Origin of the sequence: Exiguobacterium sp. UBA7533 (genome assembly GCF_002479335.1) — a bacterium.
Lineage (GTDB): Bacteria > Bacillota > Bacilli > Exiguobacteriales > Exiguobacteriaceae > Exiguobacterium_A.
In genome coordinates this window covers 20774-43368 of sequence record NZ_DLMP01000001.1, presented here as the reverse complement: position 1 = coordinate 43368, position 22595 = coordinate 20774, and the positions used below count along the sequence as shown (strand labels likewise).

Annotated in this window: 26 protein-coding genes; 25 read left to right on the top strand and 1 reads right to left on the bottom strand. The window is 46.8% G+C overall.

The genetic code is table 11. The features are described 5' to 3' along the window. The first annotated feature begins 141 nt into the window (after positions 1–141). A complete protein-coding gene (locus B2U10_RS00240; protein ID WP_035407132.1) occupies positions 142–1407 on the top strand; it encodes a Glu/Leu/Phe/Val family dehydrogenase in 1266 nt (421 codons plus the stop codon). Between the two features lie 130 nt (positions 1408–1537). Continuing rightward, complete coding sequence (locus B2U10_RS00235; protein WP_056062188.1) at positions 1538–2527, top strand: YpdA family putative bacillithiol disulfide reductase; 990 nt, start codon at positions 1538–1540, stop codon at positions 2525–2527. Positions 2528–2577: 50 nt separating this feature from the next. On the opposite strand, the gene B2U10_RS00230 is transcribed toward B2U10_RS00235, so the two are convergent. Then, on the bottom strand, positions 2578–3546 hold the full coding sequence (locus B2U10_RS00230) for an asparaginase (protein ID WP_056062186.1): 969 nt from the start codon (positions 3544–3546) through the stop codon (positions 2578–2580). Positions 3547–3713: 167 nt separating this feature from the next. Here B2U10_RS00230 and prsW point away from each other — a divergent pair, with 167 nt between their 5' ends. The 23 genes from prsW to qcrB all read left to right on the top strand — a co-directional run bounded on the left by prsW (position 3714) and on the right by qcrB (position 22567). Then, a complete protein-coding gene (gene prsW / locus B2U10_RS00225) occupies positions 3714–4391 on the top strand; it encodes a glutamic-type intramembrane protease PrsW (RefSeq protein ID WP_290785133.1) in 678 nt (225 codons plus the stop codon). 19 nt (positions 4392–4410) lie between these two features. Next, entirely contained in the window at positions 4411–5067 is a 657-nt protein-coding gene (locus B2U10_RS00220; RefSeq protein WP_290785131.1) for a flagellar brake protein, read from the top strand. Positions 5068–5143: 76 nt separating this feature from the next. After that, the gene (cmk, locus tag B2U10_RS00215; protein ID WP_035407146.1) at positions 5144–5818 is read left to right on the top strand and encodes a (d)CMP kinase; all 675 of its coding nucleotides are present in this window, start codon (positions 5144–5146) and stop codon (positions 5816–5818) included. Continuing rightward, the gene (locus B2U10_RS00210) at positions 5815–6414 is read left to right on the top strand and encodes a lysophospholipid acyltransferase family protein (protein WP_035407149.1); all 600 of its coding nucleotides are present in this window, start codon (positions 5815–5817) and stop codon (positions 6412–6414) included. The genes cmk and B2U10_RS00210 overlap by 4 nt, the downstream gene beginning before the upstream one ends. 102 nt (positions 6415–6516) lie before the next feature. Beyond that, on the top strand, positions 6517–7650 hold the full coding sequence (rpsA, locus tag B2U10_RS00205) for a 30S ribosomal protein S1 (protein ID WP_056062180.1): 1134 nt from the start codon (positions 6517–6519) through the stop codon (positions 7648–7650). A gap of 123 nt (positions 7651–7773) precedes the next feature. Continuing rightward, positions 7774–9084, top strand: a complete 1311-nt coding sequence (der, locus tag B2U10_RS00200) for a ribosome biogenesis GTPase Der (protein WP_029342014.1) — start codon at positions 7774–7776, stop codon at positions 9082–9084. Positions 9085–9098: 14 nt separating this feature from the next. Next, positions 9099–10124 carry an NAD(P)H-dependent glycerol-3-phosphate dehydrogenase gene (locus B2U10_RS00195; protein WP_290785128.1) on the top strand — a complete coding sequence of 342 codons (1026 nt, stop codon included), beginning with the start codon at positions 9099–9101 and terminating at the stop codon, positions 10122–10124. An 18-nt stretch (positions 10125–10142) separates the two neighbouring features. Beyond that, positions 10143–10340, top strand: coding sequence for a DUF2768 domain-containing protein (locus B2U10_RS00190; protein WP_231496841.1), 198 nt, complete (start codon positions 10143–10145; stop codon positions 10338–10340). Beyond that, a complete protein-coding gene (locus B2U10_RS00185; RefSeq protein ID WP_035407154.1) occupies positions 10337–11071 on the top strand; it encodes a hypothetical protein in 735 nt (244 codons plus the stop codon). Before B2U10_RS00190 ends, B2U10_RS00185 begins: the two co-directional genes overlap by 4 nt. 85 nt (positions 11072–11156) lie before the next feature. Next, a complete protein-coding gene (locus B2U10_RS00180) occupies positions 11157–11429 on the top strand; it encodes an HU family DNA-binding protein (protein ID WP_012370671.1) in 273 nt (90 codons plus the stop codon). Between the two features lie 140 nt (positions 11430–11569). Next, positions 11570–12148, top strand: coding sequence for a heptaprenyl diphosphate synthase component 1 (locus tag B2U10_RS00175; RefSeq protein WP_035407157.1), 579 nt, complete (start codon positions 11570–11572; stop codon positions 12146–12148). Positions 12149–12170: 22 nt separating this feature from the next. Next, complete coding sequence (locus B2U10_RS00170; protein WP_035407160.1) at positions 12171–12878, top strand: demethylmenaquinone methyltransferase; 708 nt, start codon at positions 12171–12173, stop codon at positions 12876–12878. 1 nt (position 12879) lies between these two features. Next, positions 12880–13842 carry a polyprenyl synthetase family protein gene (locus tag B2U10_RS00165; RefSeq protein ID WP_035407163.1) on the top strand — a complete coding sequence of 321 codons (963 nt, stop codon included), beginning with the start codon at positions 12880–12882 and terminating at the stop codon, positions 13840–13842. A 93-nt stretch (positions 13843–13935) separates the two neighbouring features. Further along, positions 13936–14352, top strand: coding sequence for a nucleoside-diphosphate kinase (gene ndk, locus B2U10_RS00160; RefSeq protein ID WP_035407166.1), 417 nt, complete (start codon positions 13936–13938; stop codon positions 14350–14352). Between the two features lie 192 nt (positions 14353–14544). Next, on the top strand, positions 14545–15321 hold the full coding sequence (locus B2U10_RS00155; RefSeq protein ID WP_035407169.1) for a CheR family methyltransferase: 777 nt from the start codon (positions 14545–14547) through the stop codon (positions 15319–15321). Between the two features lie 19 nt (positions 15322–15340). After that, positions 15341–16495: a chorismate synthase gene (aroC, locus tag B2U10_RS00150; RefSeq protein WP_035407171.1), complete on the top strand. Its 1155-nt coding sequence runs from the start codon at positions 15341–15343 to the stop codon at positions 16493–16495. Further along, entirely contained in the window at positions 16492–17553 is a 1062-nt protein-coding gene (aroB, locus tag B2U10_RS00145) for a 3-dehydroquinate synthase (protein WP_290785126.1), read from the top strand. Before aroC ends, aroB begins: the two co-directional genes overlap by 4 nt. After that, entirely contained in the window at positions 17544–18800 is a 1257-nt protein-coding gene (gene aroA, locus B2U10_RS00140) for a 3-phosphoshikimate 1-carboxyvinyltransferase (protein WP_290785124.1), read from the top strand. Before aroB ends, aroA begins: the two co-directional genes overlap by 10 nt. An 11-nt stretch (positions 18801–18811) precedes the next feature. Further along, positions 18812–20098 (top strand): tetratricopeptide repeat protein, encoded by a 1287-nt coding sequence (locus tag B2U10_RS00135; RefSeq protein WP_290785122.1) that lies wholly within the window; start codon positions 18812–18814, stop codon positions 20096–20098. 28 nt (positions 20099–20126) lie between these two features. Beyond that, positions 20127–20657 carry a ReoY family proteolytic degradation factor gene (locus B2U10_RS00130; RefSeq protein ID WP_035407179.1) on the top strand — a complete coding sequence of 177 codons (531 nt, stop codon included), beginning with the start codon at positions 20127–20129 and terminating at the stop codon, positions 20655–20657. A gap of 183 nt (positions 20658–20840) precedes the next feature. Then, positions 20841–21281 carry a DUF2487 family protein gene (locus tag B2U10_RS00125; RefSeq protein ID WP_035407181.1) on the top strand — a complete coding sequence of 147 codons (441 nt, stop codon included), beginning with the start codon at positions 20841–20843 and terminating at the stop codon, positions 21279–21281. 104 nt (positions 21282–21385) lie between these two features. After that, entirely contained in the window at positions 21386–21892 is a 507-nt protein-coding gene (locus B2U10_RS00120; RefSeq protein WP_035396830.1) for a ubiquinol-cytochrome c reductase iron-sulfur subunit, read from the top strand. Positions 21893–21895: 3 nt separating this feature from the next. Then, a complete protein-coding gene (qcrB, locus tag B2U10_RS00115; RefSeq protein WP_012370658.1) occupies positions 21896–22567 on the top strand; it encodes a menaquinol-cytochrome c reductase cytochrome b subunit in 672 nt (223 codons plus the stop codon). The last annotated feature ends 28 nt before the right edge of the window (positions 22568–22595 follow it).

The window sequence follows — 22595 nt, the reverse complement described above, 5'->3', positions numbered from 1 at the left end:
TCATTGATATCCTAGGAAAAGAAGTGAGAAAGCGCTTACAAATATGGGCGTAACCCCTTTCATTACGTTCGAGAAAAGAGTATACTTTATCCGAACAAGGAAACGGCATAGGGGATGCCACTTATGGGGAGGAACGTTGGAATGATTACTGACCAACAACATGCGAATCATCGCAAGAACGTACTGGAAGCAACACAAGAAATCGTCAAGGAAGCACTAGGGAAATTAGGGTATCCAGACGAAATGTATGAATTACTTAAAGAACCACTCCGGATGTTGACAGTCCGGATTCCGGTGCGAATGGATGATGGTTCGACGAAAATCTTCACAGGATATCGTGCGCAACATAACGATGCTGTTGGACCGACAAAAGGGGGAATTCGTTTCCACCCAAACGTGACGGAAGTCGAAGTCAAAGCATTATCCGTCTGGATGAGTCTGAAGGCAGGTATCGTTGATTTACCATATGGCGGCGGGAAAGGCGGGATCATTTGTGATCCACGTGAGATGAGCTTCCGCGAAATCGAACGTCTCAGCCGTGGATATGTCCGTGCCATCAGTCAGATCGTTGGACCGACAAAGGATATTCCAGCACCTGACGTCTTCACGAACTCACAAATCATGGCTTGGATGATGGATGAGTACAGCCGGATCGATGAATTTAACTCTCCTGGTTTCATCACAGGAAAACCGCTCGTTCTTGGTGGCTCACACGGTCGTGAAACAGCAACGGCGAAAGGTGTCGCAATCATGATCCGAGAAGCGGCAGCAAAAAAAGGCATTACACTTGAAGGAGCACGCGTCGTCGTTCAAGGGTTCGGGAACGCAGGTAGCTTCTTGTCGAAGTTCATGTATGACTTAGGTGCAAAAGTCATCGCCATCAGTGATGCTTACGGTGCACTTCATGATCCGAACGGACTCGACATCCCATATCTACTGGACCGTCGCGACTCATTCGGAACGGTTACGACATTGTTCAAAAATACGATCTCGAATAAAGAATTGCTTGAACTCGAATGTGATATTCTTGTTCCTGCGGCAATCGAGAATCAAATTACAGAAGACAATGCACATGATATCCACGCAGCGATCGTCGTAGAAGCAGCAAACGGTCCAACGACGAACGAAGCAACGAAAATTCTTGCAGAACGTGACATTTTGATCGTTCCGGATGTTCTTGCTTCGAGTGGTGGCGTAACGGTTTCTTACTTCGAATGGGTACAGAATAATCAGGGGTATTACTGGACGGAAGAGGAAGTCCACGAGAAACTCGAAAAGGTCCTCGTGAACTCATTCAACCAAGTCTATCAGACAGCACAGACGCGAAATGTCGATATGCGTCTCGCCGCTTATATGGTAGGTGTGCGGAAAATGGCAGAAGCATCCCGTTTCCGTGGTTGGGTCTAATTAAACGTTAAAAATACGTACCACCCGTTCCTCTAGATGAGGAGCGGGTGTTTTCCTATTGCAATTTCTTTCGTCTCTTGATGAGATTTGCTAAGATATAAAAAAAGCAACCGGAAGAGGAGATATTCGAATGTTAGATTGTATCGTAATCGGTGCAGGACCATGTGGTTTATCGGCAGCGATCGAAATGCAAGATCGAGGACTAGACGTCGAAGTGCTCGAAAAAGGAAATATCGTTGAAGCGATCTATCGTTATCCGACGCATCAAACGTTCTTTTCAAGTAGTGAAAAATTAGAAATCGGTGGCGTGCCGTTCATCAATAAGGAATTAAAACCACGTCGTCTCGATGCACTCGTCTATTATCGAGAAGTCGTCAAACGAAAGCAGTTGACGATTCGTCCATTTGAGACAGTCGAGCACATTGAACGTCAGGCGGATCGCTTCATCATCCATTCAGAACGCTCTGGAGTGAAGAAACAGCGAGAAGCACGATCTGTTGTGCTTGCGACAGGTTATTATGGGTTACCGAACCGAATGGACGTCCCAGGAGAAACGTTACCCCACGTATCGCACTATTTTACGGAAGGGCATCCATACTTTGATCAGGATGTCGTCGTCATCGGTGGGAAGAATTCAAGTGTTGATGCAGCAATCGAGCTTGAAAAAGCAGGAGCACGCGTAACTGTACTTTATCGTGGACCCGAGTATAGTCCATCGATCAAACCATGGGTCTTGCCGAACTTCGAATCACTCGTTCGTTCGGAAAAGGTCAAGATGGTGTTTGACGCGATGATCGAGGAAATCACGGACCAAGAAGTCGTTTACCGAGTGGAGGGAGACAAGCGGACTGTCCGAGCAGATTTCGTATTTGCGATGACGGGTTATACACCAGACGTCGGCTTGTTCGCTGATGCTGGTATCGCGATCGATCGCAAGACAGGTGTTCCGAGTCATGATGAAGAGACGATGGAGTCGAATGTTCCTGGGATTTATATTGCCGGCGTCGTTGCAGCAGGATACGATGCCAATAAGATATTCATTGAAAACGGACGTTTTCATGGCGCGAACATCGCGAATCATCTCGTCGAACGATTACGTGGTCTATCAATTCACGTCTAAAAAACCTCTTGATTCGGAATGATGAGTTCCGAGTCAAGAGGTTTTTTCATTTATTCGACCCTGAATGACTCTTCGAGTTCTGATTGGGTCGCATTGATTTCGAGTTCAATCATTAATTTAAGTCGTGCTTTTTGTGAGTTCAGTCCATTTGAGAAAATGACACCGATCTCTTTTAACTGTTGACCGCCACCTGTATATCCATAAACATCTTGCACGATTCCATTGAAGCATCGACTAACGATGACGATCGGCATGACTGCGATCAATTCGGCAATGGCATCGACGATACTCGGAGGGACGTTTCCTTGACCGAGAACTTCAAGTACGAGTCCATCGTAACCGAGTTGTTTCACGGCTAGTAATAAATCTGGTTCCATTCCGGCATATACTTTCAAAACAGCAACACGTTTAGAGAGCGAGGTTACCATATGTGTTTGCTTCAGAAGTGGCGTGTTGAATAGGTAAACGTGATCTTTCGTCACCATGCCAAGATTTCCGAAGTGAACCGATTTAAACGTATCGACGGATGACGTATGCGTTTTCGTGACGTTGAATGCCGAATGAATCTCACCATTAAAGACGACGAGAACACCTTTTTCACGCGCTGCTTCACTGACTGCGACACGGAGTGCCGTGATCAAATTAAACTCGCCATCCGATCCGACTTCGTTGGATGAACGCATGGCTCCAGTCAAAACAATCGGAACAGGTGCACCAATTGTCAAATGTAAGAAATAAGCGGTCTCTTCAAGTGTATCCGTCCCATGGGTGATGACGACTCCATCGTAGTGTTCCTTAGCAAGTTCACTTTCGATGAAGTGTGCCAAACGTAGCATGATGTCGGGCGTCATATGTGGAGAAGGTAAATTTGAAAAATGACGCGTTGTGATGTTTGCGATATCCGTCGCTCGAGGTAGTGAAGCATCCAGTGGATTGATGTCATTCGGTAAGACGTGACCAGAGTGATCTTGCGCCATCGCAATCGTTCCACCCGTATGAATTAATAATAATGATTTCATTCTAAATGGTCTGTGTCAAAAGACAAAAGACCTTCACCTACTTTCTATAGCATATTCAATTAGTTCTTCCATATTGTAACCTTTTTCCCTCCCGAAACAACGAGGACGTTTTCTTTTTTCCAAGAAACCTTTATTCTTATGGAGAGGAAGAAAGGGGGAGAGGAAGCGTGATTCAAATCGTTTTCTCCGGAGTTGCCCCAGGCATCGCACTCCTAACTTATTTTTATCTACGTCACGAACATGAATCAGAGCCCGTTGGATATATCCTTCGAAGCTTCATTTTTGGAATTTTACTCGTTTTTCCCTTGATGTTCATCGACTACATCGTTCAAACGGAGTTTGGTGGGCGTGAAGAGGTGCAATTGATTCGAACAGCAGTCACAGAAGAGTTTGCAAAATGGTTCGTCGTCTTTTATACCGTGTATATCCATCAACGGTTTAATGATTATTATGATGGGATCATCTATGCCGTAGCGTGCTCGCTTGGATTTGCTACCCTTGAGAACATCTTATATCTGATGGTGAATGGAACGGTCGAACACATGCTATTCCGAGCTTTACTACCGGTATCCGGTCATGCTTTGTTTGCTGTCATCATGGGCTTCTTCATGGGAATGGCGAAATTCTCGCATCACCCGTATCGGTGGTTGTCCTTATCGATAACGATTCCGGTATTTGCACATATCTTATTTAATTTGTTAATATTGGAAAATGGTGGTATATCTGTTTTGCCAATCGTCTTCATGATCATTTTATGGACGATCGGATTATTTCAAGTACGAGGTGCCAACCGTTTGAATCGTCGATTCAAACGAAAAAAACAACATTCAGATGGCATCGAATAGAAAGTAGGAGCGAAGTAGGATGATGGAAATCGGGGATTTAGTAATGCTTTCGAATAGTGAAGATCGACAAGGACGGTCAAAAGTAACAGCCGTAACGAATCGATTGATTTGGATCGAGGCGCCAAGTGAGGTCGCGACATTAAAAACGTTCATCTTGTCAGATCACGAAGAAGTTTCTTTTTTCTTCTTTAAAGAAAAAGGTAAATTATTTGGGTTTGATACGGTCGTCGTGGAACGACAAAATGATCCACTTCGTGGTCAGCGGTACGCCTTAAAGCGACCGAGTGATGATCAAATCGAGCGCATCCAACGACGTCAATTCGTTCGAGTACCACAAATGCTCGATGTCGCCGTTCATCCGCATAAAACGCAATTTGATCCGTTTACGACGGTGACGCTTGACTTATCGGCTGGTGGCATGATGATTTTGTCGGATCAGTTACCGATTCAAAAAGAGGAAGAGGTGGAGATGACATTCATTCTACCTACTGGTGACGGTATTTCGAGTACTTTAGATGTTATTGCTGAGCTCGTCCGTATCGATCGACGGGAAGAACGGTATGAACTCGCATTCCAATTTACAATGATTCCTGACAGAAGTCGTGAGCTAGTATTGCGTCACTGTTATCAAATGCAAATGAAAAGTTCAAGAAGGGGCATGAATCCATTCACCTGACCGCATTTTTTTGCTATGATAACGTTCGGAAGAATGAATCCCCATCAAATATGGGGAAGATGGAAGGATTGGATGGATGATGAAGAAGATTCAAATTGCATTAGATGGACCAGCAGGTGCTGGGAAAAGTACGATCGCAAAACAACTGGCGGCACGCCTTGACTATGTATATATCGATACAGGGGCGATGTATCGTGCCGTTACGCTCGCAGCACTCGAACAATCGCTTGATCTGAACAACGGAGAAGTGCTTGGCGAATTGATGAAATCGCTTGATATTCGTTTAACACCAGGCGAAAACGGGCAACGTGTCTTTATTGGTGATCGCGAAGTGACGGATGCGATCCGTTCCATCGAAATCACGAATAATGTATCGTTCGTCGCTCGTCAAAAAGAAGTTCGAGCAGCACTCGTCACGGCGCAACGAAAATTAGCAGATCAGGGTGGCATCGTCATGGACGGTCGTGACATCGGTACAGTCGTATTACCTGATGCTGAATTAAAAGTTTTCTTGACGGCAACTGTGGAAGAGCGTGCAGCTAGAAGGCACCGGGAGAACATCGCGCGTGGGATGGATAGCGATATCACAGTTCTTCAAGAAGAAATCGCGCTGCGGGACAAACGGGACAGTGAACGTGAAGTCTCTCCTCTACGCCAAGCAGACGACGCATTATATCTAGATACGACAGAGATGACGATTGATCAAGTCGTTGTTCGCCTGATGGAACTAGCGGAAGGTGTTCTAAAATGAAACGTCAAGATACCGTTTATCGGATTGCGCGGTTTGTCGTCTGGGTCATAGCCAAAACAGTCTTCCGATTGAAGGTGACGGGGCAAGAGAATATTCCGAAAGACGGTTCCTTACTCATCTGTGCCAACCACAGTTCAAATTGGGATCCCGTCTTCCTCGTCAGTGCGATTCCACCGAAACGTTCGGTTCGTTATATGGCGAAGGAGGAGTTGTTTAAAGTCCCTGCCTTAAAGCAGCTGATGATTGCGGCAGGAACCTATCCTGTCGGTCGTGGTCAAGGGGACCGTCAAGCCTTGAAACGGACGATCGAGCTGTTAAATACGGATGAGACTGTTGGCATTTTCCCAGAAGGAACGCGTTCTGCTCCAGGAGAATTCACATCAGCACAACCCGGTGTAGGGTTCTTCGCCTTACGATCGAATGCTCAGATTTTACCGATTGCCATCATAGGATCGTATCGCCCTTTCAAACGAATGCGCGTCGCGATCGGAAAACCGGTCGATATTTCGGATTTACGTGATCAACGTGGTGCTGCGAAAGCGATTTCTGATCGAATCATGGACGAAATCAAATCCGTCTACTTCAATCACGCTTAATACCTTGACAAATAGTCAGAATTGTAAGAAGTTAGAAGCAGGATAAACGCATTGACACGTGTCAGGCGTTTCTTGTACTCATCGTGAGGAGGTTGTTTTGGAATGGTCGAAGAAATGAAAGATATGCCTGATTTTGAAATTCATCGGGACCAGGTAGTTACCGGAATGGTCGTGAAAATTGAAGACAAGCAAGCACTCATTGATATCGGATATAAAACAGAAGCCATCTTACCGATCAGCGAAGTATCGAGTCTTCATCTCGATGATATTCGTGGTGTGTTGAACGTCGGAGATGAACTACAAGTGAAGGTCAAGAAAATCACGGATGAAGAGGTCGTCGTCTCAAAACGAGAAATTGATGCACTTAAAGCGTGGGAGCAAGTTGAAGAGAAGTATAAATCAGGTGAGATCTTTGAAGTTGTCGTGAAAGACATCGTTAAAGGTGGTCTCGTCGTTGATATCGGTGTCCGTGGATTCATCCCAGCGTCGCTTGTCGAGCGGCATTACGTCGAGGACTTCTCGGATTACATCGGTCGTTCGATTGACGTCAAGGTCGTTGAACTCGATCAAGAGAAGAACCGTGTCATTCTCTCGCACAAAGCCGTCGTTGAAGGTGAATTGAACGCGAAGAAAAAAGAGACACTCGAAAATCTAGAAGTGGGGCAAGTTCTAGAAGGAACAGTCCAACGATTGACAGATTTCGGTGCTTTCGTTGATATCGGTGGCGTCGATGGTCTCGTTCATATCTCGGAAATGGCACACCATCGTGTCGAACGTCCTTCGGACATCGTCACGGAAGGTCAGAAAGTCGAAGTCAAAGTACTTGGCGTCGACCGTGATACAGAAAAGGTTAAGTTGTCGATCAAGGAAACACAACCGGGTCCATGGCAACAGATGGAAGGGAAAATCGAAGCTGGGGATATTGTCAAAGGACGTGTACGTCGTCTTGTCCAGTTCGGTGCCTTCATTGAGCTTGCACCGCAGGTAGAAGGGCTTTTGCATATTTCACAAATCGCGAACCGTCATATCGGATCGCCTTCAGAAGTACTTGAAGAAGGACAAGAAATTGAAGCGAAGGTACTCGAAGTGCGTCTTGATGAGCACAAGATCTCGCTCTCGACACGTGTTCTCGAAGAGGAAGAAGGGTCTTCTGAGGACTATTCGGATTACTCGAATCAATCAGAAGGATTTTCTGTCGCTGACTTGACAGAAGACGATTCAGAGACGAAAGAATAAAGGATGACACAAAGCGGACACAAGCGTGTCCGCTTTTTATATGCGGTTTGTTATGGTATATGAGAGTTTGATTTGATACAATAGAACGGCTATGAAGCGAGAGAAGAGAAAGAAGGTGTTGGGATGGCAATTCCAGTCGTGGCGATCGTAGGTCGCCCAAATATCGGAAAGTCGACGATTTTTAACCGGGTGATTGGAGATCGGGTTTCAATCGTAGAAGACAAGCCAGGCGTTACCCGCGACCGTATTTACGGAACTGGAGAATGGCTGAATCGTCATTTTCATTTGATTGATACAGGTGGAATCGAAGTTGGGGATGAGCCCCTACTTCAAATGATGCGTCATCAGGCGGAGCTCGCCATTGATGAAGCGGACGTCATCATTTTCATGGTGAACGGACGCGAAGGAATCACAGCAGCGGATGAGGAAGTCGCGAACATGTTGTTCCGTTCGAACAAACCAGTCGTCGTAGCTGTCAATAAAGTGGATAATTTTGAGATGCGTGATTTAATGTATGAATTCTACTCTCTTGGATTCGGGGACTTATTCCCGATTTCTGGTACACATGGTCTTGGACTTGGTGATTTACTCGACCGTGTCCTTGAATTAGCACCAGATAAAGAAGAGTTGGAATATGACGAAAGTACGATTAAGTTTGCCTTGATTGGTCGTCCAAACGTCGGGAAATCAAGTATGACGAACTCAATTCTTGGTGAAGAGCGTGTCATCGTCTCGAATATCGCTGGTACAACACGTGATGCAATCGATACACCATTTACGCGGGATGAACAAGAATACGTCATCATCGATACGGCAGGGATGCGAAAACGCGGGAAAGTCTATGAATCGACAGAACGCTTTAGTGTCATGCGTGCTCAAAAAGCAATCGAACGAGCGGATGTCGTCTGTGTTGTTCTTGATGGTGAAGAAGGTATCATCGAACAAGATAAAAAAGTAGCAGGATATGCCCATGAAGCAGGTCGCGCGGTCATCATTGTCGTCAATAAATGGGATGCTGTTGAAAAAGATGATAAGACGATGAAAAAGATGCAAGAAGAGATTCGGGAAGAATTCCGTTTCCTTGACTATGCACCAATCGTCTTCGTCTCAGCAAAAACAAAACGTCGTTTACAAACGTTATTACCAGTCATTCAGCAAGCAGCGCACAGTCATGCGCAACGGATTCAGACAAGTGTCTTGAACGATGTCATCGTCGATGCTGTCGCTATGAACCCTGCGCCGACAGATAAAGGAGTTCGTTTACGGATTAACTATGCGACTCAGGTCGCGTCGCGTCCGCCAACGTTCGTCTTGTTCGTCAATGATCCAGAATTGCTTCACTTCTCTTATAAACGATATCTCGAGAACCGGATTCGGGAGGCATTTGATTTCACAGGTACACCAATCCGGATTTTAGCTCGTCAAAAACAATAATGAGGTGATTCAGTATGACCAAAATCGCTGTCATCGGAGCAGGAAGCTGGGGAACAGCGCTCTCGCTCGTCTTAGCCGATAATGATCAGGAAGTCATTCTTTACGGTCGTGAACAAACAAATGTCGACCGTATCAATGAGCATCATGAAAATGCGCAATTCTTGCCGGGCGTCGTGTTGCCACAATCATTGAAGGCGACGACGGATCTCAAAGTGGCGGTCGAAGGCGCAACACATATTTTGATCGTGACACCGTCATCTGCGATTCGTGCGGTTTCTCGTCAACTAAATGAACTATTGACAGAACCAGCCGTCCTGATTCATGCATCAAAAGGAATCGAACCGAAGACACATCTTCGATTGTCTGAGTTGATCGAAGCAGAGGTCGACCCGGCGAAACGTAAAGCGGTTTGTGTCTTGACAGGTCCTTCACATGCTGAAGAGGTTGCGTTACGTAAACCGACGACGGTGACCATTGCATCGGATGATTTAGAAGAGGCTGGTCGTGTGCAGGAATTGTTTACGAATGAAAACTTCCGTGTCTACCTCAATGCGGACATCATCGGGGCAGAACTTGGTGGAGCACTGAAGAATATCATTGCACTTGCTGCGGGTATGACAGATGGTCTCGGTTACGGGGACAATGCCAAGGCAGCCTTGATTACGCGTGGAATGGTCGAGATGGCTCGTCTTGGAACGATGCTTGGGGCAAACCCAATGACGTTCACCGGCTTGACAGGAATGGGTGACTTAATCGTCACTTGTACTTCTGTCCATAGCCGAAATTGGCGTGCGGGAAATGCCATCGGTCGAGGAGAAAAACTAGAGACGGTGCTTGAAAACATGGGAATGGTCGTAGAAGGTGTTCGTGCGACACAAGCTGCATATGATCTAGCAGAGTCGAAACAATGTGAACTCCCAATTACTTCTGCTTTATACCATGTTCTCTTTGACGGTCATACACCGGAAGAAGAAGTCAAAAAGTTGATGCAACGACCACAAAAAAATGAGATCGAGCATCTCTTCACGACGAAAGATTAACGGAGTGGGGTGGAAACCTTGAGTCCAGGATTATTAAAAATGTGGATTTCGTTCGCTGGCATCGGACTCTTTGCGATCAGTGTCTTGCTGGTCACGGTCAGTCGGACGAAGTTGAAAGGGATTTGGCAGATTCTCGTGTCAACCTTGGCATTCGTTTGTTTCATCGTTGCGTCGATCATCATGGTATTTATCGTCATGGCGGGACCGAGCGCATGAAAAAGTGGTTCGTACTACTCATGCTCATTCCGGTGACGTTATTATCAGGTTGTCTCTTTCCGGACAGCCAGAAACCGTCGAACCGCGTGCCGTATCCGCAACAATTACGTACCGTTCAGGATGCCGTCGATGCATACCAGAAAGACACAGGTGTTTTGCCGATCAAAACGATGGAGGCAGATACGCCACTCATGGAACGTTATCAAATCGAACTGGGCCGTCTGATACCTCGTTATATGAGTGATCCACCAACGAACAGTTTCGAAGGCGGGGGAACATTCATCTATTTGTTGGTCGACGTTGAGACGAAGCCGACTGTCAAATTGATGGATTTGCTTGTCGCGGAAGAACTACAGAAGCTTCAAGTCCGAATTGATGCGTATCGCAAGAAGAATGATAAGTACCCATTTAAAGGCTCCATCGGAAAAAATCAGTTTACCCTTGACTATAAAAAGTTATTCATCAAAAAAGAACCGACTGTCCCAAGTCCGTACTCAGATGAAAAGCTATCGATCTATGTCGATGGTCAAGGTCGTCTTTTCATCAACTATTTGCCAGAGTTGAAGAAAGCTGTACAAACTGCGAAGAAAAAGCCGAAAGTCGGTCAGGATATTCGGTATTTGCTTTATGAAGATCAACCTTTTGTTCCTGCCTATTCTCAAAGCTACACGATAAACGAAAAAGGCGAACCTGTGTTTTCAGAGAAATCGAGCGAAGAATCTGAAAATTGAACGTTATTTACACGAAAATGTTGTAATAGCAACGTTTATAGGGTATGATTACCCTCGAAGAAGTGATTGGGAGGGGGTGAAAGTAATGAACAAAACTGAACTCATTCAAGCAGTCGTCGAAAAATCAGGTCTTACAAAAAAAGACGTGACGAAAGTTGTTGAATCAACATTCGAATCGATCACTGAGACACTTCAGTCTGGAGAGAAAGTCCAATTGATTGGATTTGGTAACTTCGAAGTCCGTGAGCGTGCAGCCCGTAAAGGTCGCAACCCACGTACGAAAGAAGATATCGAGATTCCAGCAAGCAAAGTACCTGCCTTCAAACCAGGTAAAGCATTGAAAGATGCTGTGAAGTAATCCGGCTACATAGTCGCCCGAGATTTTCTCGGGCGGCTTTTTTGTGGACATTCAGAAGCGTGAAAGCCCGCCGATTATGGTATATTAAAAAAGAAGAACGTCCATCAACGAGATGGCACTGGAGATCGGGGGGTAAAAGCATGGAACAACATGAGCTGCGCGTGGATGAAATCATCACTGCACTCACCACTAAACAAACGACACGATTGGCTCGACATGTGGATTTCCCTTCCATCGATCGTGAACAGATCCGTTGGTTGATTGATGTCGCTCAACATGACAAGCTAGATTCAGAAGCACTCGTCAAAGCGATTCATTTCGCACAAGTCGCTTTACGTCTGCATGAACGCGTCAGTAAAACATTACGCGGTTCGAAGGAAAGACAGCTTCTTGTATTAGCTGGAGATCTTTTCTCGAGCTACTTCTTCGAACAATTAGCGGGTTTGCCGAAAGAGGTTCTTGTCTCACTCGGACGGACCATTCAACGTGTCAATGAAGCGAAGTGTGCCTTACACGAAATGAACTATGAATCAACGGAAGAACGGGTTCTCTTATGGTTAACAGCAGAGTTCGGATTAATGCAAGGACTCGCGGCAATCACCAAACGAGAATGGCTGACACGACAAGGACGGCAGATCATTCAACAACAGGCAGAGCAGCTAGATCTGGTCGCACAGAAATTACTGTTATCGCATCTCGAACAGATGGCGGTAGCATGAGATCTTGGAAAGGGTGAGCAGTGTGCAGACAAAAGATAAAGAAAAAAAAGTGTATGAAGTGTTCCAATCGATATCAACGAACTATGATCAAATGAATTCAGTCATCAGCTTCCGACTGCATAAATTGTGGAGACGCGAAACGATGCGCCGGATGCAAGTCTTCCCAGGTGCTAAATGTCTTGATCTTTGTTGTGGAACGGCAGACTGGACGATTCAACTGGCAAAAGCAGCCGGTCCGACTGGTGTCATCAAGGGACTTGATTTTTCAGAGAACATGTTAAAAGTCGGCGTGGAGAAAGTAGAAGCGCTCGATATGAAAAACATCGAATTGATTCACGGAAATGCGATGGATTTACCGTTTGGTGACAACTCATTTGATTTCGTGACAATTGGTTTCGGTTTACGGAACGTTCCTGATTACCTTCAGGTCATTAAAGAGATGCATCGCGTCTTAAAACCAGGTGGAACGGTCGTCTGTCTGGAAACGAGTCAACCGACGGCACCGATTTTCCGAGAAGCATATTCGCTATACTTTGGAAAAATCATGCCACAAGTAGGTCGTTTGCTTGCTAAATCGTATGATCAATACAACTGGTTACAAGAATCAACGGAAGTGTTCCTCGACCGTGTCGAACTGAAACAACTCTTCGAACAGGCAGGCTTCATGCAAGTGGAAGTCAAAGCATTCGCGGGTGGGGCTGCTGCGATGCACCTTGGGAAGAAGTGGTGAGATGTCACTGCATTCCATCTACCGTGATGTCACGAAGGAAGTTAATTTAGTCGATCGTTTTCTGATCAGTCATATCGCTTCGGAGGAACCAACGATTGATGCAGCAGGAAAACAACTGTTGAAAGCTGGTGGAAAACGGATTCGACCAGCGTTCGTATTGTTAGCCTCTAAATTCGGTGAGGCAGATCGAGATGAACTGATCCGTGTAGCAGCAAGTCTTGAGCTCGTCCATATGGCATCGCTTGTACACGATGATGTCATTGATGACGCTGAACTACGACGAGGAAAACCGACCGTTATGCAATACTTCGATGAAGAAGTGGCGCTTTATTCAGGCAATTATTTGTTTGGGGAAGCGATTCGGTTGATTGGAGAAGTCGGAAAACCAGAGCTGGTCCAAGTCATGGTCCATACGATGCGTGAAATTTGCGAGGGTGAGATTGAACAGATCTATGATCAATATGATTGGGAACAGTCGATTAAACGTTATATCAAACGAATTGAACGAAAAACAGCCATTCTCATTGAAGCAAGTTGCCATCTAGGTGCAATCGTTGCGAATTGTTCAGCGGCCGATACGAAAGCGTTACGACTGTTTGGACGAGATATCGGACTCGCTTTTCAGATTGCTGATGATTTGCTTGACTTCACAGCGAATCGAACGCAACTTGGTAAGCCAGTGGCAGAGGATCTACGTCATGGACATAAGACGTTACCCGTCTTTTATGGAGCGGAAGATGCTGCCTTTTACGAAAGTCTTTCGAAAATCGAGACGATGCCTACCCATGAAGAAGTTGCACCATTGCTAGCATTTCTTCAAACTTCAGGTGCCCTCGAACGAACACAACGAACGGTCGATCTTTACATTCGTCGTGCCATCAACCGGCTCGAACCCTTACCTAAATCTTCCGCTAAACGATCGCTCGAAGAAGTGGCGCGCTACGTTGGTAAACGAAAAGGATAAAGATTGTCAAAAATTTCTTGCTGTTCTTCTAAAAAGCCAGTAAACTGACTATGTAAGCGCTTTTCTAAAAGCATTTCATAGGGGGAACTAGAGATGGAACAGACATTTTTAATGGTCAAACCGGATGGCGTAGAACGTGGATTGATTGGGGAAATCATCGGACGGATCGAACGCAAAGGATTCATCATTCGTGAAATGAAAATGATGAACGTCACAGAAGAACTCGCAAAAGCACACTACGAGGAACATGCGGAGAAACCATTCTTTGGAGAGTTGGTCACTTTCCTGACGTCAGGTCCTGTCGTCGCTTTGCGTGTTGAAGGGGCAGACGTCGTTGCCGTTTCTCGTTTGATGATCGGAAAAACAAAACCACTTGAAGCAGCACCTGGAACGATCCGTGGTGATTTTGCGAACACGATGAGTGAGAACGTCATTCATGGTTCAGACAGTATCGAAAGTGCGGAGCGTGAGCTTGGTCTTTGGTTTCAAGGACAGCCAGTTAATGTCTAATACATGAATAGTAGGACAAGCGGGGAGGGATTCGATTCAATCGAATCCCTTTTGTCGTATTCTTGTAAAACGGACTGACCGGATTGGTTAATTGCTTTTTGGAATGCCTATAGCTTTATGCTACTATAGAAAATAAGTTGAACCGGTCAAAGAGATGACCATTTGATATCGAGAGTGAGCGAGGTGTGCCAATTGGAAGATTACGAACTTTTCATTCAAAGATTCAAGATCAAATCAGGGATTGATCTCGGTCAGTATAAAGAAGCACAGATGAAACGACGGTTGACAGCGTTACGTGACAAAAAAGGGTACAGTACGTTTGCGTCCTATATGCAGGCAATGGACAAAAGTACCTCGTTATACGAAGAATTTTTAGATCGGATGACGATTAATGTCAGTGAATTCTTCCGTAATCCGATACGTTGGCAACAATTGGAGCAAGACATCTTACCGGTCTTGGAATCACGTGCACATGGACGAATTCGAACGTGGAGTGCTGCCTGTTCGACGGGAGAGGAACCGTATTCCCTAGCGATGATCTTAAGTGAACGACTCGATTCGTCGGCTTTTACGATTCAAGCAACGGATTTGGATGAGCTTGTCCTTGAAAAAGCGAAGCTTGGTCGATACGGAGCTTCCGCATTGAATGAGGTCGTAGAAGCGCGGAAAAAGCAATATTTCATCGAGCAAGAGCAGACATTCGAAGTTGTTCCAGAAATCAAACGACTTGTTCGTTTCAGTAAACATAATTTGTTAGGCGACCGGTACGATACCGGTTTTGATTTAATCATCTGCCGTAATGTACTGATTTATTTTACGGAAGAAGCGAAAGCACATGTCTATCGTTCGTTCGTCGAGGCATTAAAACCAGGCGGTATTCTGTTCGTTGGAGGAACGGAACAAATTTTCCAACCAGAACGATTTGGATTAAAGATGAAACAAAGCTTCTTTTACGAAAAAATCGGTTGAACAGGAAGGGATGAAGTGAATGCGTTACATGACAGCAGGAGAATCGCACGGAAAAGGATTGACCGTCATCATTGACGGGATGCCGGCAGGACTCACGATTGATTTCGAAGCCATTCAGCGTGAAATGACGCGTCGTCAAGGGGGATATGGACGAGGTCGACGGATGCAAATCGAACAAGATCAGATTGATGCACGTGGTGGGATTCGCCACGGATACACGACGGGATCACCGATCAGTTTGTTCATCGAGAATAAGGATCATACGCACTGGACACAAGTCATGCAGGCGGAACCGCTCGAAGAAGAGTTGGAACGCCCACGGACATTAACGCGTCCACGTCCCGGACATGCGGATCTCGTCGGAGGATTGAAGTACGGTCATCGCGATTTACGCGATGTGCTGGAACGTTCTTCAGCGCGTGAGACAGCAGCACGTGTTGCCGTCGGTGCCTTCGCTAAACAATTACTGAATGAACTCGGAATTGAAGTATTCTCGCATGTACGATCGATCGGTGGGATTGATGCCCCTTGGAAAGATCCTGTAGAATATCAGGAAACAATTGATGCTTCACCTGTTCGCTGTGCCGACGAACTTGCAGGACAACGAATGATGGAGGAAATTGATGCTGCCAAAAAAGAAGGCGATACACTCGGCGGTGAGATCGAAGTCGTCGTGACAGGCATGATGCCAGGCATTGGATCCTTTACCCAAAACGATCTAAAGCTCGACAGCCGAATCGCGCAAGCTGTCATCAGCGTCAATGCGATGAAATCCGTCGGTTTTGGTGACGGGTACGAGCTCGGTCGTCGCAAAGGAAGTACCGTCCAAGATGAGATCGTCCATGATGCATCCGGATATCATCGACGGACGAATCATCTAGGTGGAATCGAAGGAGGGATGTCGACAGGGATGCCGATTCGCGTCCAGGTCGCGATGAAGCCGATTCCGACTCTCTATCGTCCCCTGCAATCAGTCGATATTGAGACGAAGGAAGCCTTCACGGCACAAATCGAGCGAAGTGATGCCTGTGCCGTTCCTGCCGCATCTGTTGTTTTAGAAGCCGTCGTTGCGTTTGAGATTGCGGTCGCTATCCTTGAAATGTTCGGAACATCAACGATTGATCGTCTTCAAGCTGCCGTTGCCGCTTATACAGAGGAGGTTCGAACGTTTTGATCGAGCTTGATATCCGGTTAAAAACGTCATATCCAGTATTTGTCGGAAATGGGGCATTAGCACGTTTATCGCATCTTTCGGCGCTGAACGAGGCGGATCGCATCTGGATCATTACGGATGAGACGGTTCGAGACTTGCACTTGCACACGTTGCATGAGGCATTAGGGTCTATATCTCAATCAACAAGCATTCATGTCAGCACTGTGCCGACTGGGGAGCAGAGTAAATCACTTGCGGTCTACGGTTCTTTATTGGAAGAGGGAATACGTCATGGAATGACACGACATAGTATCATCCTTGCGTTTGGTGGTGGCATGATAGGTGATTTAGCGGGATTCGTTGCAGCGACTTTTTTGCGCGGCATCCCGTTCATTCAAATTCCGACGACACTCTTAGCACATGATTCGAGTGTAGGTGGAAAGGTCGGTTTGAATTTATCGCTTGGAAAAAACTTGGTCGGGGCATTTTATCAACCGAGCGGTGTCGTGTATGATTTAACGCTTCTTCAGACATTACCAGATCGGGAATGGCGGAGCGGCTTCTTTGAATTGGTCAAACATGGATTCCTCGCACGACCATCGTTTGCAGATACGTTACTCGATGTCTCGTTGGATACTATCAAAGGGCTTGATCTTGAAGACTGGCTCGCACGAGGGATTAACGTTAAACGGGATATCGTCGAACAAGATGAGACGGAGCAAGGGATGCGTGCCTTCTTGAATTATGGGCATACATTCGGGCATGCCGTTGAATATGCGAGCCAGGGTCTGTCGCATGGCGAGGCAGTAGGGATCGGACTCGTCTTCGTCAAGTTTTTGGAAGGAAATGAGGAACAGGCGGAACAACTCGGACGGTTGCTCCACCGTCTCGGAACCGGATTGCCGGACCGACAATCGTTCGAGACATATCTGGAACTGATGCGTCGCGACAAAAAGAATCACCAAACTACGATCCGATTCGTCCTTGAGAAAGAAGGACGTTTTGACTTAGAGGCAATCAGTGAAGAACGATTGCAACAAGCGTTCAATCAAACAATGGGGTGTTTAGAATGGGATTAAGAGGAACAGTACAAGTACCGGGCGATAAATCAATGACACACCGTGCTTTTCTGTTCGGTGGGATCGCTAAAGGAACGACACATGTCAGAAATGCACTCGAAGGAGCGGACTGTCTCGCCTCATTAGAAGCGATGCGAGCGCTTGGGGCACACGTCGAACGAACAGCAGAAGAAATTCGCATCACCGGTACGGAAACGTTTCAAGAAGCAACGATCGATTGCGGAAACTCGGGAACGACGATCCGTCTTTTATGTGGGATTCTAGCAGGCGGTCAAGCAACGTATGTACTTGATGGAGATGCTTCCTTGCGCAGACGTCCGATGAAACGGATCACGGAACCACTTGCCTTGTTCGGAGCGAACATAACAGGTGAGACGGCGCCGCTTCACATTGCAGGAACGCCACTTGTCGGAACGACGTATACGTTACCGGTCGCAAGCGCGCAAGTGAAAAGTGCCGTCTTACTCGCAGGTTTACAAGCGACGGGCGAGACGACGGTCATCGAGCCGATTTTATCACGGGACCATACGGAACGGATGCTGCCGCAGTTTGGCGTTGACGTATCGATCGATGACTACGAAGATGGTCGACATATTCGTGTTCAAGGTCCTGTACATTTACAAGCGACGTCACTCGACATCCCGGGGGATCCATCGTCAGCAGCGTTTTGGTGGACGGCAGCAGCGATCGGGCAGGATAGTCGGATCACGACGACGCACGTCTTGATGAATCCGACACGGATCGGTTTTTTACAGACGTTGCGCCAGATGGGGGCGAGTGTCGAAATCGATCACCGCTCAGAAGATGGTGGAGAGGAGACGGCAGATGTGACCGTCGAGACGACATCGTTGCAAGCGACCACGGTCGAAGGTGAACAAATCCCTTCCTTGATCGATGAGATCCCGTTACTTGCATTGCTTGCGACGCAAGCAGAGGGACGAACGATCATTCGCGATGCGGAAGAGCTCCGTGTCAAGGAGACGGACCGGATCGAGACGGTCGTGACGGCGTTACGGCGTCTCGGGGCGAATATCGAGGCGACGGATGACGGTATGATTATCGAAGGACCGACACCTTTGCAAGCAGCGGAAGTCGACAGTGCAGGTGATCACCGACTCGCGATGATGTTGACGATCGCGGCGACAATCAACCCGGAAATTATAGTGCATGGACGCGAAGTAGTTGAAGTCAGCTACCCAACGTTCTATGATGATTTAAAGAAACTTCAATCCGACCGATCTGAGTAAGAAATAGGCGGATGACAGAAAGTGGGGCGTTTGCCTTGAATGAACAAGTATTGAATGGCATCATCGAAGAACTAGAACACGGCCATACCTCGGAAGCCTTAGCGACACTAGAACAACTCGAAAAGACAGGGACGGATAAGGATCGCCTCGCGGTTGCCGATCTCTATATCGAACTTGGATTATCAGACCGAGCAGTTAATCTATTGGCACCGCTTTACGTCGAATACGCAGGTAACGCCGGAGTCGCCTTGTTACTGGCAGAGTGTTATATCGATTTGGACCGGGAAGAGGAAGCGATTTCTGTCCTTGAGCAGGTCGACACAACGGACATGGAATATGGTCCCCGTTCTCTCGTATTACTCGCTGACCTCTATCAGTCACAAGGTCTTGACGAAGTGGCATTAGCAAAGCTGAAGGAAGCACGTAATCTCGCTCCTGAAGAACCATTACTGGCATACGGATTAGCCGAGCTCTACATGACGCTCGGTGCGTTTGATCAAGCGGTACCACTATTCGCTGAAATCGCAGAGCGTCCAGAGTTACGTGCTGAATTACCGCTCGATGCCCTGTACGCGGAATCACTCGCGATGACAGGACAATTTGAGGATGCGATTCCACTGTATGAACGTGCTGTCGCAGAACGTTCCGACTTGCATACGCTGTTTGGTCTTGCGATGACGGCTCACCGTGTCGGTCAACACCAAAAAGCAGTCGAGACATTCCAACAATTGATTGCGCAGGATCCGGATTATACATCAGCGTATGTACCGTACGCGGAAAGCCAAGCCGAACTTGGGCTGACGAAAGAAGCACTGAACGTCATCAAGCAAGGGATGGAGCGCGATGATTATAATGACGAGTTACGGACGATGGAAGCCTTATTCCTTCTCAAACTCGGCGATCGCGCAGGAAGTGTTCAAGCGTTACGTGAAGCACTCGCTTTAAACCCGGAATCAATCGTCGCAGCGGAACGTTTGCTTTCGTTACTGGCAGAAGACGAGGATCATGAAGCAATGATTGAGACGATCTCAGCCATTGAAGAACATGTCACGGCTCCAATTCTGACATGGTACCGGGCGCGCGCTTTATATGCGTTAGAGGAATACACGCAAGCGATGGAGAACTATGCGATAGTCGAAGGCGCATTCACGGAAGACGCGCTTTTCTTGAAAGAGTATGGTTTTGCACTCGTCGAGGAAGGACGGCGTGAAGAGGGACAACGTCTCTTACGACGCGCTGCACAGTTGACACCAGAGGATAACGAACTCGTCGACTATGTTGAACGAATGGATGGATGACTTCACGGGAGAAGGGAGTAGGATTGAGATGATAGAGAGAAAGCAGCGATTCTTACGCCGCATCTTGACCTATTACACGTTAAAGCGACGGGAAGCAAAATGGATCATCGATTACTGGTTGCGTAACGAGGCAAAACTCGAGCAGGTACACTTCGTTCAAAATGCGACTTTCGCTCCGAAAGCCATTATCATGACGACATATGGATTCGATGCGGAACCGTTTCTTTTTAAAAAAGGGGACGTCACGACGCTAGATCCAGAAAAAGCGTATCATGACATTCGTTTGACATCGGAAGATATCTACATCGAGCTAAACTTCCAAGGCATGATGATGGACGATGAATACTTGTCTTTACTGGAAGAAAATCCATTTCGTCCGGAAGTCGCTGTTGAACCGCGTTTAGCAGATGAAGCGACTCATTTCATCGCTGTCACGGTCAATCGACAAGAAGAAGAACGGTTGGTCCGATTGATCGATGAAGCACTTGATGCACGCGATCAACATCGATTCCACTCCCTTTCCGAACAGTTACGTCTCGTTCGAAATCAACTCCCTTAATCAAAGAACTCTATTGCTTATAACAGGCGATAGAGTCTTTTTCGTATGTGAAGATTTGTGCAAAATATGAAGAAAAATAGGGTGGAATTTCATAAAACGTTCACATTAAGAGAGCAGGAGGAAATGTGGATATGATACATTAAATGTGACGAATTGTAAGTAAGAAAGAAAGGGGGAAATGACTTGCGTTTCAAACCATCCGACGTACAGCGGACACGAAGCGAGCAAGCGTATATCGACACGCTAATCGTGCCTTTGCTTCCGATCGGTTTCGATGAGGCGATGCATGCTTATGCGGAATGCGCAGACATGACATTGACGGTGGCGTCCGAAGTCGAACGCCAGCTATCTGGACGGGCGTTGCTCTTACCTGCCATGACCTACATCGATGTACCGTCGATCGAACAGTTGGAAGGATGGCGTCAAGCGGCTGCTTCCGGGCAATTCCGTTTCATCACCTTCATCACCGCTGATTTAAGGTGGAAGGAGACTGCCGCAGAAGAGATTATCTACGTGCCACGTCTAGCTCTTGAGACGATGAGTCGTGACCAACAAGGTCAGATGGTCGGGAATTTTGTTGGACAAGTTCTCGAACAGTTAGGAAACCGTTGGACCGCGCTATGAAGCGGTTGACGCAATGATTTTATTAAGATACTATTACCATGTGAGAAATTTGTGTGAAGTACTGTCGTCTTGGGGCACAGCGTACATCACAAGGGGGGATCGAGATGGCTCAAAACGGGTCTAACGTAACACGTCGTCAATTCTTGACGTATACATTGACAGGCGTCGGCGGTTTCATGGCTGCGACAATGGTCATGCCGATGGTCAACTTCGCAGTTGATCCAGTCCTGAAGAAATCAGGAGCAGGCGATAAAGTAAAAGTAATGAAGTTGTCGGATATCACGACAGAACCAAAACGGGTCGACTTCAAGAAACAAACGCAAGATGCGTGGTATGAGTTCGAAGAAACGTTGTCGGCTTGGGTGTTCAAAGATGATAAGGGAGAAATTTTGGCCCTTTCACCGATTTGTAAACACTTAGGTTGCCAAGTCAGCTTCGGCGCAGATCCAACGCACCCGGAGCAATTCTATTGCCCATGTCACTTCGGACGGTATACGAAGGATGGCACGAACGTACCTGGTACGCCTCCAACGAAACCACTCGATGAGTATGAAATGCAACAGAAAGATGGTTACCTCTACCTTGGTAAACCAGTCGAAAGAGGTGCGTAAGCGATGATGCAAAAAATCTATGATTGGATTGATGAGCGCGTTGATATTACGCCGCTCTGGCGAGACATCGCCGATCATGAAGTACCGGAGCACGTCAACCCGGCACATAACTTTTCAGCTTTCGTTTATTGTTTTGGCGGATTGACGTTCTTTACGATCGTCATCCAGATTCTTTCGGGGATGTTCTTGACGATGTATTATGTACCGGACATCATCAACGCACACGCGTCCGTCTACTATCTACAAAACGAAGTCGCACACGGACAAATCGTTCGTGGTATGCACCACTGGGGTGCGTCTGTCGTTATCGTAATGTTGTTCCTACATACATTACGTGTCTTCTTCACTGGTTCATACAAAAAACCACGTGAATTGAACTGGGTCGTCGGAGTTCTCTTGTTCTTCGTCGTCTTAGCTCTCGGTCTGACAGGATACCTATTGCCTTGGGACATGAAAGCGTTGTTCGCGACAAAAGTTACGATTCAGATTGCTGAAAGTATCCCGGTCATCGGTGGTATCGCGAAGACCCTCCTTGCGGGTGGAGAAATCGTCGGCGCAAGTACAATCGCTCGATTCTTTGCGATTCACGTCTTCTTCCTTCCTGCAGCATTGTTCGTCTTGCTCGGGGCCCACTTCATGATGATCCGTAAACAAGGGATCTCTGGACCACTTTAAACCGACTATCATCTAGACAACAAAAAAG

Excerpts from the sequence above, each read along its gene's own strand:
- B2U10_RS00185 (WP_035407154.1), top strand. The coding sequence starts at position 10,337 with ATGAAAAAGTGGTTCGTACTACTCATGCTCATTCCGGTGACGTTATTA.
- B2U10_RS00175 (WP_035407157.1), top strand. The coding sequence starts at position 11,570 with ATGGAACAACATGAGCTGCGCGTGGATGAAATCATCACTGCACTCACC.
- B2U10_RS00165 (WP_035407163.1), top strand. The coding sequence starts at position 12,880 with ATGTCACTGCATTCCATCTACCGTGATGTCACGAAGGAAGTTAATTTA.
- B2U10_RS00210 (WP_035407149.1), top strand. The coding sequence starts at position 5,815 with ATGAAACGTCAAGATACCGTTTATCGGATTGCGCGGTTTGTCGTCTGG.
- B2U10_RS00230 (WP_056062186.1), bottom strand. The coding sequence starts at position 3,546 with ATGAAATCATTATTATTAATTCATACGGGTGGAACGATTGCGATGGCG.
- aroA (WP_290785124.1), top strand. The coding sequence starts at position 17,544 with ATGGGATTAAGAGGAACAGTACAAGTACCGGGCGATAAATCAATGACA.
- aroC (WP_035407171.1), top strand. The coding sequence starts at position 15,341 with ATGCGTTACATGACAGCAGGAGAATCGCACGGAAAAGGATTGACCGTC.
- rpsA (WP_056062180.1), top strand. The coding sequence starts at position 6,517 with ATGGTCGAAGAAATGAAAGATATGCCTGATTTTGAAATTCATCGGGAC.
- B2U10_RS00135 (WP_290785122.1), top strand. The coding sequence starts at position 18,812 with ATGACAGAAAGTGGGGCGTTTGCCTTGAATGAACAAGTATTGAATGGC.
- B2U10_RS00235 (WP_056062188.1), top strand. The coding sequence starts at position 1,538 with ATGTTAGATTGTATCGTAATCGGTGCAGGACCATGTGGTTTATCGGCA.
- B2U10_RS00220 (WP_290785131.1), top strand. The coding sequence starts at position 4,411 with ATGATGGAAATCGGGGATTTAGTAATGCTTTCGAATAGTGAAGATCGA.
- der (WP_029342014.1), top strand. The coding sequence starts at position 7,774 with ATGGCAATTCCAGTCGTGGCGATCGTAGGTCGCCCAAATATCGGAAAG.
- B2U10_RS00240 (WP_035407132.1), top strand. The coding sequence starts at position 142 with ATGATTACTGACCAACAACATGCGAATCATCGCAAGAACGTACTGGAA.
- ndk (WP_035407166.1), top strand. The coding sequence starts at position 13,936 with ATGGAACAGACATTTTTAATGGTCAAACCGGATGGCGTAGAACGTGGA.
- cmk (WP_035407146.1), top strand. The coding sequence starts at position 5,144 with ATGATGAAGAAGATTCAAATTGCATTAGATGGACCAGCAGGTGCTGGG.
- B2U10_RS00120 (WP_035396830.1), top strand. The coding sequence starts at position 21,386 with ATGGCTCAAAACGGGTCTAACGTAACACGTCGTCAATTCTTGACGTAT.
- B2U10_RS00195 (WP_290785128.1), top strand. The coding sequence starts at position 9,099 with ATGACCAAAATCGCTGTCATCGGAGCAGGAAGCTGGGGAACAGCGCTC.
- qcrB (WP_012370658.1), top strand. The coding sequence starts at position 21,896 with ATGATGCAAAAAATCTATGATTGGATTGATGAGCGCGTTGATATTACG.
- B2U10_RS00180 (WP_012370671.1), top strand. The coding sequence starts at position 11,157 with ATGAACAAAACTGAACTCATTCAAGCAGTCGTCGAAAAATCAGGTCTT.
- B2U10_RS00130 (WP_035407179.1), top strand. The coding sequence starts at position 20,127 with ATGATAGAGAGAAAGCAGCGATTCTTACGCCGCATCTTGACCTATTAC.